Origin of the sequence: Bradyrhizobium sp. Mp19, assembly GCF_029952935.1 — a bacterium.
Classification (GTDB): Bacteria; Pseudomonadota; Alphaproteobacteria; order Rhizobiales; family Xanthobacteraceae; genus Bradyrhizobium; species Bradyrhizobium elkanii.
On the sequence record NZ_JASAUT010000003.1, the window covers coordinates 338,031 to 352,789 of the forward strand.

Below are 14,759 nucleotides of genomic sequence, written 5' to 3' on the forward strand. Positions count from 1 at the left end.
CAATGATACGGGATGAGAAGCTCCAACGGATCATCGAACGCGCTATTCAATCAGCTTTCGTTGATTTTCCAGACGCGGGAAACGGGACGGTGTGGCCGAAAACTTACAAAGAGCCCAACGAATGCAAGACTATCGCAACAGCCGTCCTCGCCGCTCTCGAAAGTGCAGGCTACAGAATTTCGCTCGATGCAAACTGAGGCATCAAGGTAAGCCACCTAAGCCTCGATCAGGCCGCGCTCATAGCAGGCTTTATAGTAAGGAAAAACGACCGCCGGATCGGGCCTGTGGAGACGACGGTGCTTTCCGGGATAGTGCAGCCGCCACAGAACATCGCGAATGATATTAAGTCGCGCATGTTCCTTGTCGCCGGCCCGGACCACGGACACGCTCAACTCCAGCACGGTTGTACCAACTGCGATTGAACAGCACGATCTCTCCTGCCGCGGGCAAGTGCGAAACGTGACGCTGGAAGTACCATGAACACCGCTCCCGATTGCTCGGCGGCCCCAGCGCTACGATGCGGGTATCACGCGGGCTTAGATGTTCGACAATCGACTTGATCGTGCCATCCTTGCCGGCGGCGTCGCGACCTTCGACGATGCCAAGGATTCGCTGGCCGCGCTCAATCACGCTGCGCTGCAGCTTGACGAGCTCGATTTGCAGCCGGACCAGCAGCGCGTGATACCTATGGCGACTCAAATGTTGCGGAAGCGGTGGCCGGTTCTTCATGGTTCGATCCCTCCTAGTCGCCTCACTATCCAGGGTTGTCATGCCGACACGACGCTGTCCATCATTTGCGGCCCTCCGACCAGCGGTCACGTCACACTTGTCGGATCCTGTCGCACCGCGAAACTGATGTTGTGCTTGCACTTCGACACCCGTCAACATGACCGTATGAATGAATCGCAGCGTTCTTGCTCGGTGCCTCGTCCGCAAATCCGCCCGGGTTTCGGTCGTCTGGATTGACATTTGCATGGGCACGTTCAACTTGGCCATACTTCCCGAGGGGACCACCGGATAAGGGCCTGTCAGACGCTGCCGCGGATTGGAGCTTGCGTTGATTACGCTGAAGGTTCTTCACACGACGACCTATCGATTCAACGAACACGTGCACCTGTTGCCGCACCGCTTGATGCTTCGTCCGCGCGAAAGCCGCGAGCTTCGTTTGATTTCGAGCAACGTCACGGTGACGCCGCATGCGGCCTTGACCTGGGCGCACGATGTGTTTGGCAATGCAATCGCGACGGCCACGTTTCAGATGACAGCCTCCAACCTGGTGATCGCCAGCGTCGCGGAGCTTCAGCTCGACGCGGTTGCATGGCCGGTGTTCGATATCGCTGTCTCGGCCATGTCTTACCCATTCCGCTATTCTGATGACGATTGGACCGATCTCGGCGCCCTGGCTCTCCCCCAGTTCTCGGACACGGCGGGGGTCCTACGAAGTTGGGCACAAATGTTCGTTCGAGGAAGTCGGACTGATACGCTGTCGCTGCTAAAGGACCTGAGCGTCGGCGTTTCGGAAGCTGTCCGGTACCAGAGCCGTGAGGATGAGGGTACCCAAACGCCGGTAGAAACGTTAAATCGTGGCTGGGGGTCATGCCGGGATTTCGCGATGCTGTTTACCGAAGCAGCACGCATGCTCGGGTTCGGAGCCAGGATCGTCTCCGGCTATCTTTACAATCCAGAGCAACAGAGCGTCGGATCGAGCAATGCGGGATCAACCCATGCGTGGGCCGAGGTCTTCGTACCGGGCGCCGGCTGGATCACTTTCGACCCGACGAATCGCAGCCTCGGCGGCCTCAATCTGATCCCAGTCGCGGTCGCGCGCGACATCCGGCAGACGATTCCAGTGTCCGGCAGCTTCGTCGGCAGCATCGGCGCCTTCGCCGGGATGTCCGTAGAAGTTCTTGTCACATCATAGATCGACGCATTGGACCTTCGGCAACCTTTCTGATCAGTCGTTCAGCTTCAAGGCCCTCACGTTTTCTAGAAGGGACTTCAGGCGCCCGCTCATGATGGGCATCGCCTGTTGCGCCTACTCGTCAGTGGGGCTTGGGCCAAAGAGTGACATTGCGATCAGTGATGCCGTCCTAATCTGATGGCAAATTCCCTTTCGTTAAATTTTCTTGAATGAGCAATTTTGACCATGAGCTCGCGCCGCGTTGCGGCACAATACTTCTCACCGCCCTGCTCTCGGCATCCATCGATGATTGAGAGAATGTTTGCGAGGAGCGCAGCTATAGCCAAATGATTCCCGCTAACGGCAACACCCGCTGAAGGATCGCCGCTAGGCAGAATGGAATTGGGCGATTGGCATAACCTGTCGACAGACTTTCAGGGCTGTCGCTGACCCACGTCAATCCACACGAAACAAACAAATCGGCGATAGCTGGAACTCTTGTCGGCTTTGCCCTGTTCATTCTTTGTCCGATTCCGGACGCATAAGAATTGGTGGATACTATGAAAAGAATTCTATTAGCGACAGTCTCTGTTCTCGCATTCGCTTCTCCGTCGTTCGCGGCGGAGACTGGCAAAACCGTTGGCCAATCGCCCTCCTCGTTCTACCTGGCTCAGGATACTGCGACCATGAAGTGTCAGATCGTCGAGAGCCAGCCTGCTGCCGGCGGCAGCATGAAGGTTGTCGGCGCCGCTCACACGACAAAGGCCTCGGCAGAAGCGGCTTTGAAGGCGGACAAAACTTGCGCCAAGTAATCGGTTAAGTCGCGGCGCGAGTACAAAGGCGGCTCTGCGAGTTCGCTAGAACCACGAATCCTCGGATCCGCCCCCACCAGCGCCTCGAGCGCCCTGGGTCGAGGTTCTTTATCGGCCAGCGGCACGCAATCGACTTGCCGCTAGAGATGCTCCAAATTCGAGAGGATACGACCATGAACCAGCAGACAATGAAATACGCGATTGCGGTCGCACTCTTCGGTGCGGCGACGCTCGCCTCGGTGCTGCCTTCGGGGGCAGCTCCGATCTCGCCGAGCACGACTCTTCCGACAGAAGCGGCTTCGTCGTCCGCAGTGACAGAAGTCTACTACCGACGCCACTACCGCGGTCGCGGCTACTACGGCGCTCCGGGGGCCGCAATTGGTCTTGGCATCCTGGGTGCCGCGGCTGGAGCCGCCGCCTACGGGGCCTACGGAGCCTACGGGCCAGGCTACGCGCCGGGCTACTATGCGCCAGATTACTACGGCGGCCCGTATCCCTATCGCCGCCAATACTACGCCCCGTATTGAGGGCACGAGCGACGCTGTTTGGGCGTGGCAACCTCTGTCACAGACCATTCCCACTCAACACGCGCTCGAGCGCGCACTGGATCGCGATGGCGCGGCTGCGCCCTTGTGATCCGGTCAACTGCATCGGCCCCTCCTATCCGGGGTCGCCTGCGGACTCTTGCAGGAGGTCGACGACTCGCAAGACAGACAAAACTTGAGACCCAATATCCACAAGGTCCCACCAAAGGAGTCGGACAATGTCGATCGGACTTATCCTCATCATCCTCCTCATCATCTTCCTGCTTGGTGGCTTCAGCGGCCGCTTCGGCGGCTACGGCTACGGCTATGGCCACGGTGGGATGGGGGTCATCGGTACCATCCTGGTCATCCTCGTCGTATTGCTACTTCTGGGTCGGCTCTGACCCTCGCAGGGTCGGCTGTGTCGACCGGGCGCCTCCCAAAATATCCTTTCCCCGCGTACCGGGTCCCAACGAGCTCGACCAGCTGAAGCCGACAATGCCCGCCGATGAAGGGGTGTTTGTGCCTGCCTCGGTCCTGCTGCAGCGGCTGCACGACGAGGCACCGGCAAGATCGCTTTACCCTGGGCTGGCTGATGGGTCGCCTACACAAGCGCTCCTTCGGCCCTATTATGCCGCTGCTCGCTGTGGTCGCTATTGCACCGGATGTCTCGATCGTAGCCGGCCTGCTACTCATGATCCCCGCGTCCCAGATGATCGCGGTCTTCGGTCTAATCACGGGGGCGACCAACCAGGGCGGAGCTATGCACTTCCCAAAATCCAGTAACGGTGGGGTGAGTCCTGACTGGTTTGGTAACAATTCTCACCCGCCACCCGGCTGCAATGCAAAGTGCTGATTTTGAGATATTGCACAAGGCGTCCTCACGGAAATCCGTGAAACGGCGAGAATTCATCACGCTTCTCGGCGGCCGCTTTTTACTGATTCCTGCAAAAAAGGCCCAAGCATCTCTGCCGGGCCTTCGTTATTGTTGAGCTCTGAACGAGTAGGACTTAAAAATCCATACCACCCATGCCGCCACCTTGAGGCATGCCGCCACCGCCGGCGTTCTTCTTTGGCAATTCGGCCACCATGGCTTCGGTAGTGATCAGGAGCGCCGCAACAGAAGCCGCATTCTGAATCGCCACACGAACGACCTTGGTCGGGTCGATGATGCCCTTGGTGACCAGGTTGCCGTACTCGCCGGACTGGGAGTCAAAGCCGTAGCCATACTGATCCTTCTCCAGGATCTTGCCGACGATAACGGAGCCGTCCTCGCCAGCGTTGATCGCGATCTGGCGGGCCGGCGCAGACAGCGCCTTGCGCACGATCTCGACGCCGGTCTTCTGGTCATCGTTCTTGGTGCGCAGCCCCTTGAGATGCTCGGAAGCACGCAGCAGGGCGACGCCGCCGCCCGGCAGGATGCCTTCCTCGACGGCCGCGCGGGTCGCATGCATCGCGTCATCAACGCGATCCTTGCGCTCCTTCACCTCGACCTCGGTCGCGCCGCCGACGCGGATCACCGCGACGCCGCCCGCGAGTTTGGCAAGACGCTCCTGCAGCTTTTCACGGTCATAGTCCGAGGAGGTCTCCTCGATCTGCGCCTTGATCTGCGCCACCCGCGCCTCTATGTCGGCCTTCTTACCGGCGCCGCTGACGATGGTGGTGTTCTCCTTGTCGATCATCACCTTCTTGGCGCGACCGAGCATGTTGAGCGTGACGTTCTCGAGCTTGATGCCCAGATCTTCCGAGATCGCCTGGCCGCCGGTCAGGATCGCGATGTCCTGCAGCATGGCCTTGCGGCGATCGCCGAAGCCCGGAGCCTTCACGGCCGCGACCTTCAGACCGCCGCGGAGGCGGTTCACGACCAGGGTCGCGAGCGCTTCGCCCTCGACGTCTTCCGCGATAATCACAAGCGGCTTGCCACTCTGGACGACGGCTTCCAGCAGCGGAAGCAGTTCATTCAACTGAGATAGCTTCTTTTCGTGGATGAGGACGTAGGCGTCTTCCATTTCGGCGCGCATTTTGTCGGCGTTGGTGACGAAGTACGGCGAGATGTAGCCGCGGTCGAATTGCATCCCTTCGACGACCTCGAGTTCGGTCTCGAGCGACTTGGCTTCTTCAACCGTGATGACGCCCTCGTTGCCGACCTTCTTCATGGCGTCGGAGAGGAACTTGCCGATCTCCGCGTCGCCGTTGGCCGAGATGGTGCCGACCTGGGCGATCTCCTCGTTCGAGGTGACCTTCTTGGAGTTCTTCACGAGATCGGCGACCACGGCTTCCACCGCGAGGTCGATACCGCGCTTCAGGTCCATCGGGTTCATACCGGCGGCAACCGCCTTCGCGCCTTCACGGACGATCGCAGCCGCGAGCACGGTCGCGGTGGTGGTGCCATCGCCAGCTGCATCTGCCGATTTGGAGGCAACTTCTCGCACCATCTGCGCGCCCATGTTCTCGAACTTGTCCTCAAGCTCGATCTCCTTGGCGACGGTGACGCCGTCCTTGGTGATGCGGGGAGCGCCGAACGACTTGTCGAGCACGACGTTCCGGCCCTTGGGCCCCAGCGTGACCTTAACCGCATTGTTGAGAATTTCAACACCGCGCAACATCCTGTCGCGGGCGTCGACGCCGAACTTAACTTCTTTGGCCGACATAATGATCTCCGTTTTCAACTGGTCAGATCCAAGGACCGTGCGACTGGACGAGCCCTTAAGTGGCGGGACTTGAATTTGCAGGCCTCGTCCTTCGAGACGCGGGCTGCAGGGACGGCTCAGGATAAGGAAAATTGGCTGGCGTCTATGCGACCTTCTTCTTGGCGGCGGGCAGCTCAGTGAGAACGCCCATAATGTCGCTTTCCTTCATGATCAGTAGTTCCTGACCATCGAGCTTGACCTCGGTGCCTGACCACTTGCCGAACAGGACGCGGTCGCCAACCTTGAGATCGATGGGAATCAGTTTGCCGGATTCATCTCGGCCGCCTGGGCCAACCGCCGTGATCTCGCCCTGCGAAGGTTTTTCCTTGGCAGTGTCCGGAATGATGATGCCACCAGCGGTTTTGTCTTCGGCCTCAATGCGCTTGACCACAACGCGGTCGTGAAGCGGACGGAATTTCATGCTGTCCTCCTGTTTTCTTGTTGTTGTTGCTTTGGACGAAATGGCAGTCGTGGCCAGCGAGTGCTAATCAGCACATAAGCCGCCGCAAGGGGACGTACAAGACCGTCCCGAAACGATATTCTGCTCAGAGCAACACGAAATAGCTGCCAAGACCGCGGCGGCTAAGGATCCGGTGAAGGCCAGCTGTGTGGTGCGAAAGTCGTTGGACGCCGCATCATCAGATTTAAGAAAGCTTCCCATCGCGCAGGGGCATTGCGTTGTTCTCGACGTGCGCCAGAATGCGCCGGACGTCGGTCGCTTCTTGTGCAGCCATTCAGCGGTGCTTGTCGAGATCGAGTGGTGCGTCACTCACGAGGCGCGTCGGCATCAATGCGCTGAGCGTCAGCCAAATCGACCGGGTCGATGGAAATCCTCTCCACCGTTGAAGTGCGCGGCGGCGCCGCCGGCACCGTGATCATAGTGGCAACCCGGCGAAACGCCTCGAACGACAATCCTTCGATCATCTCCTCATCGGTGATGACCTCGTAGGCACCCGGAGGCAAGAGGCGGTCGACGCCCTTGATCCGGAAGGGATGCTTGAAGGTGACCGTTTCGCGTCGGGAGCGCATGGTCATGATCGGCTATCCTTCAGAAACGGCTTTGCATCGGCGCGATAGTGAAGCAATCCGTTTACAGTGCTCTTTGTGCCGAGATTAGCTAACTCTTTATCATGAGATGGCTGCGAAGTCACCAAACACAAGGCAATACACATCGCGGATTTGTTATAGATGCCGGCGGACGAAATGCTTGCTGATGCCAAGTGAAAAAATGCGAGTTGGCGATCGGCAAGCATCGCGACTCGGAGAGAAGAAATGCTATCTCGCAAATCTACCAGCCGAGATAGACTTGCAGCGGTCGGCTACAACCGTCATGGCGCGATGGGACGGTTCTGGCACGGTCTTCATCGTCACGCTCTTATGACGATGGTTGCTTACGCCTTCTTGCAGCACTTCCGCATTGCCAAGACGGGGCGCAAAAATGAAACGACGGCCACCACCTCAGCCCAACCTGCCAGCCGCGCGTCCCGCCATCGTCGCTCTCATTCTTCAGCCATCAGATCCGCGATACGGGTACTGCAGAACACAGGTCAGCGAAGAGCAAGGCGTGAACAAATCTGCCAAAGTCGTGTTAACGCCCACCCGAAGCACCTTTATGATCATGCAGGAAACGGGCGATCCGCGTCTTCAACACGGTGGCGTCGTGCGATTTGCCCGAGGCCGCGTGCTCGAAGAGCCTGCGCTGGACGTCAGTAGGCAGATCATTCCATTCGCTGACAAGGGCGGCACCCAGACATTCCAGGACTCTGCGCTCCACATCGCGCAAATCGCTGGCTTCATAGGGTAAAGGCCACGCCAACTCCTGCGCTCCGCCTTCCTCGTCCCAACGGTCGAGAGCGGTTGCCATTTCTTCTCCCGACCTTGGCCTTCGACCTTTCTTTTTGACCATTCTATATAGTCGCATATATCGGCATTAAGCGCCATTCGCTCGATCGCGGGGCGATCCGAAGCGCCAATCCTTCCAGTACCGAGAATGCCGCGGCCGCGGAACTCGGTAGTTCGCCCATCGGTTATTGCAGCGGTTTGTTCGCGCGGCGTACAGACTCAAGGCTCACCATGGATGTGATCGTTACACCGGCAGAGGGAGGCACGGTTTGGCAGCTGACGGACCTGCTCGGCCGCTCGATGGGGCGCATCACGGCAAGCGCTCCACGTCAGTTCATGATCCATCCGGAGGGCCACGCATCGGAAACTATGGCCGGCATACAGCAAGGGCCGCACGCCTCGCTCGACGCCGCACTGGCTGAGATCGAGAGGCACACCCGGGGCGTCTGCCGTCGAAATCCTGGCGAAGATCAGCTTTAGACAGCGCCCAACAATCCAGATCGTCGGCAGAGTATCCTATATTTACTGCGGGAAGATCTATATGTTTTACAGGTAACGCCCGCCCAGATTGCCTGATGACGGGACCGTCAGTTCCGGTAGAAGGAATTGTGGATTTTCGCGCGAGGACCGAGCGAATGTGGGCTCCGGCGGATGTCACCGCCGATCATTGCGTTGCCGTGTTCGCCGAGATCTTTTGGCGGCTCGGCTCGACGCAACCCTGACAGTGCGGAGGGAACCCGCTTGAGCCGCTTGGTCATCGTCTCCAACCGTGTCGCCTTGCCGGCAGAAGCTGCGCAGCGCAGCGGCGGGCTCGTGACCGGCCTCGTCGACGCTCTGCATCAGGCTGGAGGCTTATGGTTCGGGTGGAGTGGCAAGCTTGGAGAAACAACAAAAGAGCCGAACGTTTTTGAGACCGAGGGAGTGACGTACGCTACCGTCGATCTTACCCGCGCGGACCATGACGGCTACTACAGCGGCTTCTCCAACGCGGCACTGTGGCCCTTATTCCACTATCGCCTTGACCTCATGAACTTTACCCGCCGGGACTTGGCCGCCTATCGACGGGTGAACGCCGTGCTCGCCGACGCCCTCGCGCCCCTGCTCAGCCCGAGTGACCTCGTCTGGGTGCATGACTACCATCTGATCCCGATGGCCGAGGAACTTCGCCGCGCCCGCGCCACACAGCGGATCGGGTTTTTCTTGCATACGCCGTTTCCGTCTTTGGGGGTGCTGGCGACCCTTCCTCACTACGGCGACCTGCTGAAATCACTGTGCGCTTACGATCTCGTCGGCTTCCAGACGGTGGAGGATTTGACCGCCTTCCATGACGCCATCCTTCGCCGTGCAGGAGGCACGATTTCGTCCGATGGCCACGTTCACGCTTTCGATCGGGTTCTGCGCGCCGGCGCCTTCCCGATTGGTATCGATACTGAAGCGATCGCCGAAATGGCTAGTCGCGCTGTGAAATCCCGAACGGCCCGCCGGCTGCAGGAGAGTCTCCGGGGGCGCAAGCTCATCATTGGGGTGGACCGGCTGGATTACAGTAAGGGTCTCGAGCACCGGTTCAAAGCGTTCGCCGCCTTTCTCGAGGGCTATCCCGCATACCGCAACCACGTCCGCTTGCTGCAGATCGCCACCGCAACGCGCAGCGACGTTCCTGAATACCGTGCGTTGCGACAGAGGCTTGGTGCGCTGGCGGGCGACGTGGCCGGTCGCTACGCGGAACTCGATTGGGCGCCGATCCAGTATTTGAACAGGAGCTTCTCGCAGCGTTCGCTCGCTGGCTTCTTTCGGCTCAGCCGCGTCGCTCTTGTCACTCCGTTGCGCGACGGAATGAACCTGGTTGCCAAGGAGTATGTCGCTGCACAGAACCCCGATGACCCTGGCGTGCTCGTTCTCTCGCCCTTTTGCCGGCGCGGCCTACGAACTCGACACTGCCGTGATCGCCAACCCGTATGACCCCGACGCCGTCGCCGAAGCATTGCAGACAGCGCTGGGGATGCCACTTGGGGAGCGATGCGATCGTTGGCGGGCCATGATGGTGGTACTACGCCGCAATAGCATTGCGGCGTGGCGCGAGAGTTTCCTCGGGGCACTCAGCAGCTAACTGTGGATGTCGTTCGGGACGTGGCATCGGTGCAGCAGGTCGCGATAATCTCGTTCGTCAACGAGGCCGCCCAGTCCGCCGATAAGGTGTTACTTCGAAATCATCTCCGGGGCGGAAATGATCCACGGGTGACGGGACTACCTGCATCCGCTTGATCGTCCCGCCGAACCAGAAAGACCAAAGGCGAATCGCCTGCAGCATTCTCCGTTTTCGCGTCAACGTAGTACACTTCTTCTTCTGGCTTGGCGCGACGCACCCTGATCGGCGACTTCCCATTCCAAAGCGGCCTGTGTCCGACCATCATTCGCTTCAAATCATCTTGCAGCCAGTCCTCCTTGCCGAGTTCTCTGGCCTGACGAATCGTCGCAGCTCTGAACGCCAGAATGGGCTGACCGTCGATCTCCAAAACGAAGACGGTCGGCGGCGGCGCCTCGGCTTTCGCTGGTATAGTCATCCGGATCACTCCTTCCTCTGCTGGCCGACGCGGCCTTGCGAACCCGGCGTCGCGGCCAGCGCAGGACGCCTCGTCGCCTTTGTAGCTACTGCCCGCCTGATTCAGATTCACGGATTTTCGGCAACAGAGATCAGGCAACAGCCGTCGATGGTAGTACTAGCTTCCTCCCGTGGCCCGTAGACCCTTCTCAACTGTGGATGCAACAAATGACCAATGAGCAAACCCATAAGTCCACCTCAGTCCAGAAGACCAGGAGCGGCTGCGAGAACTCCGGACTCAAAAGCCAGCCCGCAACTTACCCAAGCTCGCACTGACGCCGGGCGCGATGCTTGCTGACCGGGTCGCTGAACAGTTGGTTCTTGGTGCTTCATCATCATCCAAAGCGTCCTTCTTGGCATTTGGATCATGCTGAACATGATAGCATTCATCAGACATTGGGACCCTTTTCCCTTCATTTTGCTGAACTTGGTTCTTTCCTTCCAGGCGGCTTACGCAGCGCCCATCATCATGATGAGCCAAAACCGCCAATCTGAGATTTGAGCTGCTGCCGGTTTGATGGACACCGAGATCAGGTGTTTCATGAAGCCGGAGGTGGGCGATGAAGAGACGGAAGTTCAGTCGCGAGTTCAAGGTCGAGGCGGTTAAGCTGGTGCGGGAGCGCGGGGTATCGGTGGCGCAAGCCGGCCGGGACCTGGATGTTCATGAGAATGTTCTGCGCAAGTGGGTGAAGGAGCTTGGCGCCGATCCGGTACAGGCCTTTCCCGGTCATGGGCAGATGAAGCCCGAGCAGCACGAGATCGAGCGGTTGCGCCGTGAGGTCGCTAAGCTGAAGGCCGAGCGGGATATCCTAAAAAAGGCCGCAGCTTTCTTCGCGAAGGAAGCGACATGAAGTTCGTCTTCATCGCGAAGCACCGGGCGATCTGGCCGGTGAACTCAAAACGGGATTTGGGAGCAAGGTCAAGGCCGCTGCCATTATAAACGTTCGTGCCCTTCTCTCGTCCATAACGGTACCTACCCTCTGCCGGCCGAGCGAGCTCGAGCCAGGCCTGCGCGACCTGAATCCAACGCTGCCGTTGGAAACCATCGGCGTTGACGGCCTCCTTCATCGCCGCCTCAGCCTGATTTTGAGGATCGATGTCGCCGCCCATGCGGGAGATATCGTACCAGCAGTGCGTAAACGATAGATGGCGATCGCTCCGTAGGAATCCGGGGGACTGTGTTTGGATGGAGGTGACGCCCAGCTCGTGATCCCTAATCCTTGGGGAGCGCGACACCAGTCATCTCGCCCACACGGGTGATGAGCTGATCCTGGAATCCACGATCGGCTGCCTCGCGCGCCGGCTCCTCCTGCTTGTCATTCGGCCTGCAATATTGGCTCTGACGCAAGTTTGGTGCAGCGCCGACTATTCTGAACGAATTAGTCTGGCTTGAAGCAGATCGATTTTGCCGCGGCCGTACATTTTGACGTCGGACGAGCTTGAGGCGCGTGATCTGACCTTCAGTCTGGCCGTTGGACCATGGTGAAGTGATTGCCGCCCGTACCGCCGCCTCATCCTTCGCGACGCCGCTGGAGAACGAGGCGACGAGACTGGCGCTGGCGCGGGCGCGCTCGATCCATGGGATGAGGCCCGCCTCGGTCTTGCGTCGGATCATCAGGTGGAATTCGGCGATGATCTCGCGTGCCTCGACCAGGGTTGGTACACCAGCTTCGATCGCCGAGACCGTGACGGCCTCCGCTTTCGTGAGCAAGTCTCGGCCGATGGTCATCAGGCGCGCGATGGTTCTCGCCGACGGAATCCTTTCAACTGAGGCGGCCTTACTTGCCCAAGGTTCTCTCAAGAGACGCCAGCCTATCGAGCTGACCGGCTAAACCCCGCAAAGTTCGGGCGATGTTCTTGAGGACGGCGGCGCGATCCTCGGAAGGGCTAGCCTGACGGGACAGTGTAGAATAGTGGTCCGCAGCTTCCTGGCACAGTGCAACGCTGATCATCATTGCCCTCGGATTTATGTTCCGGCCATGGCATCCTTGCAGGCATGGCAGATCAAAACTGAGCAAAATTGATCAAGGCACCACAAATGGTTTGGCAACTGCATTCCAGTTCCTCAGATCTGGCCAAATTCAAAACAGGCCACTCCCAGAATCAAATTAGGCCACGGAGATAGGCCAGCCGCCCGGCCCATAGGAACCTTCCAGAAAACGAGAAACAAAGGCCACGCGCGTGAACGAGAGGCTACCGGCTGGTGCCGCCTCTCTGCGCTAGTAGTCTATGTCGGAGCGCGCAGACCGGGTGAATCCAGCCATTTAACCGAGGTCTCGATCCGGCTTGCGATCAGTAAAAGTTCGTTGCGTCGACCGCCATGAGCCATACCCTCAGCCTGCTTGCGCAAGTCAATTGCCTCGTCCTCTAAGCGGTATTGAAATATCGATGATTGCTTGAACATGGGTGCTCCCTGTTCGGTTAGGCGGGAGCGCAACTGGGGTTCTCAGCACCGATAGAAGCCATGCGCCGGACGGTGATGGGTGTTGTTAACACTTGTGGCAGACCAGGTCTGAGCAATTTTGACCATCCGCTTGCGCGGACTCGGCGACCGGCCGGCGCGCCCCATAAGAGTACGAGTCGGTTAGAACGGCCCGCCAGGCGACGAGAATTTAGTGGTGGCTTGCCTTCAATATGCCGAGGCGTCCGACGCCGGCGGCCTTAAGCGGGCCTCCGCAGGAGGAACCACTGCGCAACGCTTTCGTTGTGTGCTCTCCCAACAGCAAAGGACACGATCATGGACCGCGAACATGTGAAGGGCGCTGCCGACAAGGCAAAAGGCGCCATCAAAGAAGGTGCCGGTAAGCTCACTGGCGACAAGGACATGGAAGCCGAAGGCAAGATCGACAAGGCCAAGGGATCTGCCCACAATGCGGCGGGAGATGTGAAGGATGCAGCGCGGGACGCCCCTGACGCCCTCAAGAAATAAGCAGAAGAGAAGACAAAAACTAGCCGCCTCCGGGCGGCCCTCTCTTTTCTGGTGGGGAGACGGCTTCTTGGATCTTTTGATTCCGAAATGGCGCGAGGCTTGGAAAGGCCCGTCCTCGCCCCGAACCTCAATTTTCGTGTGCGCCGGCCGTTCGCTGCTCTTCCTTACTGAGGTTATCAGCCACCAAGCGTGAGGGAGCGTTTGCATCCTGTAGGAACAGCTAGTCAATGCTTGCGTTGGCCGCTACGAGCTCTGCTCAGGAAGATTCGTATGCGGAGAGAGCGTTGGATGGTGATCGGCGCTTGGTCGTCAATTGCTTTGATGGCGAGTATCTGCACGCAGATCCTTTCAAACGCCTCGATTGACCTGCAAGGTGTGCCGATATCCGATCCGTCTCTGCTTATGGTCTCGGAGAACAGCCCGTATATGCGGAATGAGCGCTAGGCCGCTCTAACGCTGCTGGTACGCCCTAAGCGTACGGTGGCACGTTCACTAGCGTACCTATCAGGCGCAGAAGAGCCTGGTGCTCGGGTCCTTTCGGCTCCCTTCGCAAGAAATCGCCGAGTTCAATGTGTGTCAGTCGGCCGCCAGAAGGCGCATTTGGCTGATGAATGATGAAAGCATGGCCATTGGCCGGCTCGCGTCCCAGAAATCAAGCGTCGCCGTTGGTACTACGATATAGCTCACGTCGTTCGTTCATCTGACGCTCCTTGTGGGCTAAAGCTTCAAAATTCATCTGGCCGGTTTCCCCGCTCGCAGATCGAGGCGGCGGAGAAACGCCTGCGTATCAGCTAAGCCCGACTCCTCTGCTTACCTCGCGGGCTTCTCCTGGCGCGAGTCCAACAGTCAGGCCGAGCGCTGCAGCTTGCTCCGGGGCGGTGCCCCCGCGATCGATTAGTTTGGCGGTCCATCCCTCCGGGATGGCATCCAAGACGAGCTGAACGGCCTCTTCTTCCGTACCGGCTGCTAACCAAAACCGGCACTCGCCATCGTCAGTAGTGACCTGCAGAAGATGCGCTTCCATGCATGTGAACAGCCAAAGCCATACTTTGTTGCTATCCCCTACTCGCGCCGCGCGTCCTAGGTATCAAACGCCATCCGGAACTGCCCCCTTTGCGTCATGAAGAACTGCCCCCACCATCTGGGTTATGATCTCGGTTGAAGGTTGTTTCCGCCGGTGACGGGCCGGAGGGAGGCGGAGCCGACCGGAGGGCCGTCACCGGCGGGCGGCGGCTGGATGAGGCCGCTCTTTCGCTTGGCGCGGAGCCGGTAACTATCGCCGCGGATCGTCAGCACGTGGCTGTGATGCAAGAGCCGGTCGAGGATCGCGGTGGCGACCACGGGACCGGCGAACACGGTTGCCGCGCGGCAATCAGGGTGACAGTGCGTATTGCCTCACATATCGATGCTCCCGGGCGCGATCAGTTGCCTCATTTATTTTGCTCCTGGCCTGAGTTGAGGAG

General features: G+C 59.2%; 15 protein-coding genes and 4 pseudogenes. 10 read left to right on the forward strand and 9 right to left on the reverse strand.

Annotation, left to right across the window (positions count from 1 at the left end):
* Window positions 1-342: 342 nt before the first annotated feature.
* Window positions 343-729 (reverse strand): hypothetical protein, encoded by a 387-nt coding sequence (locus QJT82_RS06520; protein ID WP_080686631.1) that lies wholly within the window; start codon window positions 727-729, stop codon window positions 343-345.
* A gap of 328 nt (window positions 730-1,057) precedes the next feature.
* Between QJT82_RS06520 and QJT82_RS06525 the strand changes: the two genes are divergently transcribed.
* From QJT82_RS06525 to QJT82_RS06535, 3 genes are all read left to right on the forward strand, one after another.
* Window positions 1,058-1,921, forward strand: a complete 864-nt coding sequence (locus QJT82_RS06525; RefSeq protein ID WP_018646273.1) for a transglutaminase family protein — start codon at window positions 1,058-1,060, stop codon at window positions 1,919-1,921.
* A gap of 964 nt (window positions 1,922-2,885) precedes the next feature.
* Complete coding sequence (locus tag QJT82_RS06530; protein ID WP_245288602.1) at window positions 2,886-3,239, forward strand: hypothetical protein; 354 nt, start codon at window positions 2,886-2,888, stop codon at window positions 3,237-3,239.
* A gap of 236 nt (window positions 3,240-3,475) precedes the next feature.
* The gene (locus tag QJT82_RS06535) at window positions 3,476-3,640 is read left to right on the forward strand and encodes a DUF3309 family protein (RefSeq protein WP_018646276.1); all 165 of its coding nucleotides are present in this window, start codon (window positions 3,476-3,478) and stop codon (window positions 3,638-3,640) included.
* Between the two features lie 606 nt (window positions 3,641-4,246).
* Here the strand turns inward: QJT82_RS06535 and groL are convergent.
* The 3 genes from groL to QJT82_RS06550 form a co-directional block, all read right to left on the reverse strand.
* The gene (gene groL / locus QJT82_RS06540) at window positions 4,247-5,887 is read right to left on the reverse strand and encodes a chaperonin GroEL (RefSeq protein WP_028338372.1); all 1,641 of its coding nucleotides are present in this window, start codon (window positions 5,885-5,887) and stop codon (window positions 4,247-4,249) included.
* A gap of 142 nt (window positions 5,888-6,029) precedes the next feature.
* Window positions 6,030-6,347 carry a co-chaperone GroES gene (locus tag QJT82_RS06545; RefSeq protein WP_018648612.1) on the reverse strand — a complete coding sequence of 106 codons (318 nt, stop codon included), beginning with the start codon at window positions 6,345-6,347 and terminating at the stop codon, window positions 6,030-6,032.
* 344 nt (window positions 6,348-6,691) lie between these two features.
* Window positions 6,692-6,961 carry a hypothetical protein gene (locus QJT82_RS06550; RefSeq protein WP_028338371.1) on the reverse strand — a complete coding sequence of 90 codons (270 nt, stop codon included), beginning with the start codon at window positions 6,959-6,961 and terminating at the stop codon, window positions 6,692-6,694.
* 132 nt (window positions 6,962-7,093) lie between these two features.
* Here QJT82_RS06550 and QJT82_RS06555 point away from each other — a divergent pair.
* A pseudogene (locus QJT82_RS06555) lies at window positions 7,094-7,486 on the forward strand (IS701 family transposase); the annotation flags it as partial.
* Window positions 7,487-7,514: 28 nt separating this feature from the next.
* Here QJT82_RS06555 and QJT82_RS06560 read toward each other — a convergent pair.
* Complete coding sequence (locus QJT82_RS06560) at window positions 7,515-7,790, reverse strand: hypothetical protein (RefSeq protein ID WP_018648614.1); 276 nt, start codon at window positions 7,788-7,790, stop codon at window positions 7,515-7,517.
* Window positions 7,791-7,999: 209 nt separating this feature from the next.
* Between QJT82_RS06560 and QJT82_RS06565 the strand changes: the two genes are divergently transcribed.
* From QJT82_RS06565 to QJT82_RS45600, 3 genes are all read left to right on the forward strand, one after another.
* Window positions 8,000-8,248 (forward strand): hypothetical protein, encoded by a 249-nt coding sequence (locus tag QJT82_RS06565; RefSeq protein WP_018273528.1) that lies wholly within the window; start codon window positions 8,000-8,002, stop codon window positions 8,246-8,248.
* Window positions 8,249-8,509: 261 nt separating this feature from the next.
* Window positions 8,510-9,727: a trehalose-6-phosphate synthase gene (locus QJT82_RS06570; protein ID WP_338132164.1), complete on the forward strand. Its 1,218-nt coding sequence runs from the start codon at window positions 8,510-8,512 to the stop codon at window positions 9,725-9,727.
* On the forward strand, window positions 9,645-9,875 hold the full coding sequence (locus QJT82_RS45600) for a trehalose-6-phosphate synthase (protein WP_338139886.1): 231 nt from the start codon (window positions 9,645-9,647) through the stop codon (window positions 9,873-9,875). The genes QJT82_RS06570 and QJT82_RS45600 overlap by 83 nt, the downstream gene beginning before the upstream one ends.
* Before the next feature lie 100 nt (window positions 9,876-9,975).
* Here the strand turns inward: QJT82_RS45600 and QJT82_RS06575 are convergent, their stop codons facing one another.
* Window positions 9,976-10,329 carry a hypothetical protein gene (locus QJT82_RS06575; protein ID WP_232208625.1) on the reverse strand — a complete coding sequence of 118 codons (354 nt, stop codon included), beginning with the start codon at window positions 10,327-10,329 and terminating at the stop codon, window positions 9,976-9,978.
* Between the two features lie 405 nt (window positions 10,330-10,734).
* Here QJT82_RS06575 and QJT82_RS06580 point away from each other — a divergent pair, with 405 nt between their 5' ends.
* A complete protein-coding gene (locus tag QJT82_RS06580; RefSeq protein ID WP_245288601.1) occupies window positions 10,735-10,869 on the forward strand; it encodes a DUF1003 domain-containing protein in 135 nt (44 codons plus the stop codon).
* Between the two features lie 58 nt (window positions 10,870-10,927).
* A pseudogene (locus QJT82_RS06585) lies at window positions 10,928-11,259 on the forward strand (transposase); the annotation flags it as partial.
* Between the two features lie 473 nt (window positions 11,260-11,732).
* Here the strand turns inward: QJT82_RS06585 and QJT82_RS06590 are convergent.
* Window positions 11,733-12,129: pseudogene (locus QJT82_RS06590) on the reverse strand (transposase); the annotation flags it as partial.
* A 465-nt stretch (window positions 12,130-12,594) separates the two neighbouring features.
* A complete protein-coding gene (locus QJT82_RS06595; RefSeq protein ID WP_168388417.1) occupies window positions 12,595-12,771 on the reverse strand; it encodes a hypothetical protein in 177 nt (58 codons plus the stop codon).
* 333 nt (window positions 12,772-13,104) lie between these two features.
* Between QJT82_RS06595 and QJT82_RS06600 the strand changes: the two genes are divergently transcribed.
* A complete protein-coding gene (locus tag QJT82_RS06600; protein ID WP_016844172.1) occupies window positions 13,105-13,296 on the forward strand; it encodes a CsbD family protein in 192 nt (63 codons plus the stop codon).
* Window positions 13,297-14,442: 1,146 nt separating this feature from the next.
* Here the strand turns inward: QJT82_RS06600 and QJT82_RS06605 are convergent.
* Window positions 14,443-14,628, reverse strand: a pseudogene (locus tag QJT82_RS06605) (ATP-binding protein); the annotation flags it as partial.
* Window positions 14,629-14,759: the final 131 nt, after the last annotated feature.

Bases quoted from the DNA above. Each gene is read 5' to 3' on its own strand.
- QJT82_RS06520 (WP_080686631.1), bottom strand. From the start codon at position 729: ATGAAGAACCGGCCACCGCTTCCGCAACATTTGAGTCGCCATAGGTAT.
- QJT82_RS06530 (WP_245288602.1), top strand. From the start codon at position 2,886: ATGAACCAGCAGACAATGAAATACGCGATTGCGGTCGCACTCTTCGGT.
- QJT82_RS06535 (WP_018646276.1), top strand. From the start codon at position 3,476: ATGTCGATCGGACTTATCCTCATCATCCTCCTCATCATCTTCCTGCTT.
- groL (WP_028338372.1), bottom strand. From the start codon at position 5,887: ATGTCGGCCAAAGAAGTTAAGTTCGGCGTCGACGCCCGCGACAGGATG.
- QJT82_RS06545 (WP_018648612.1), bottom strand. From the start codon at position 6,347: ATGAAATTCCGTCCGCTTCACGACCGCGTTGTGGTCAAGCGCATTGAG.
- QJT82_RS06550 (WP_028338371.1), bottom strand. From the start codon at position 6,961: ATGACCATGCGCTCCCGACGCGAAACGGTCACCTTCAAGCATCCCTTC.
- QJT82_RS06560 (WP_018648614.1), bottom strand. From the start codon at position 7,790: ATGGCAACCGCTCTCGACCGTTGGGACGAGGAAGGCGGAGCGCAGGAG.
- QJT82_RS06565 (WP_018273528.1), top strand. From the start codon at position 8,000: ATGGATGTGATCGTTACACCGGCAGAGGGAGGCACGGTTTGGCAGCTG.
- QJT82_RS45600 (WP_338139886.1), top strand. From the start codon at position 9,645: ATGACCCTGGCGTGCTCGTTCTCTCGCCCTTTTGCCGGCGCGGCCTAC.
- QJT82_RS06575 (WP_232208625.1), bottom strand. From the start codon at position 10,329: ATGACTATACCAGCGAAAGCCGAGGCGCCGCCGCCGACCGTCTTCGTT.
- QJT82_RS06580 (WP_245288601.1), top strand. From the start codon at position 10,735: ATGCTGAACATGATAGCATTCATCAGACATTGGGACCCTTTTCCCTTC.
- QJT82_RS06595 (WP_168388417.1), bottom strand. From the start codon at position 12,771: ATGTTCAAGCAATCATCGATATTTCAATACCGCTTAGAGGACGAGGCA.
- QJT82_RS06600 (WP_016844172.1), top strand. From the start codon at position 13,105: ATGGACCGCGAACATGTGAAGGGCGCTGCCGACAAGGCAAAAGGCGCC.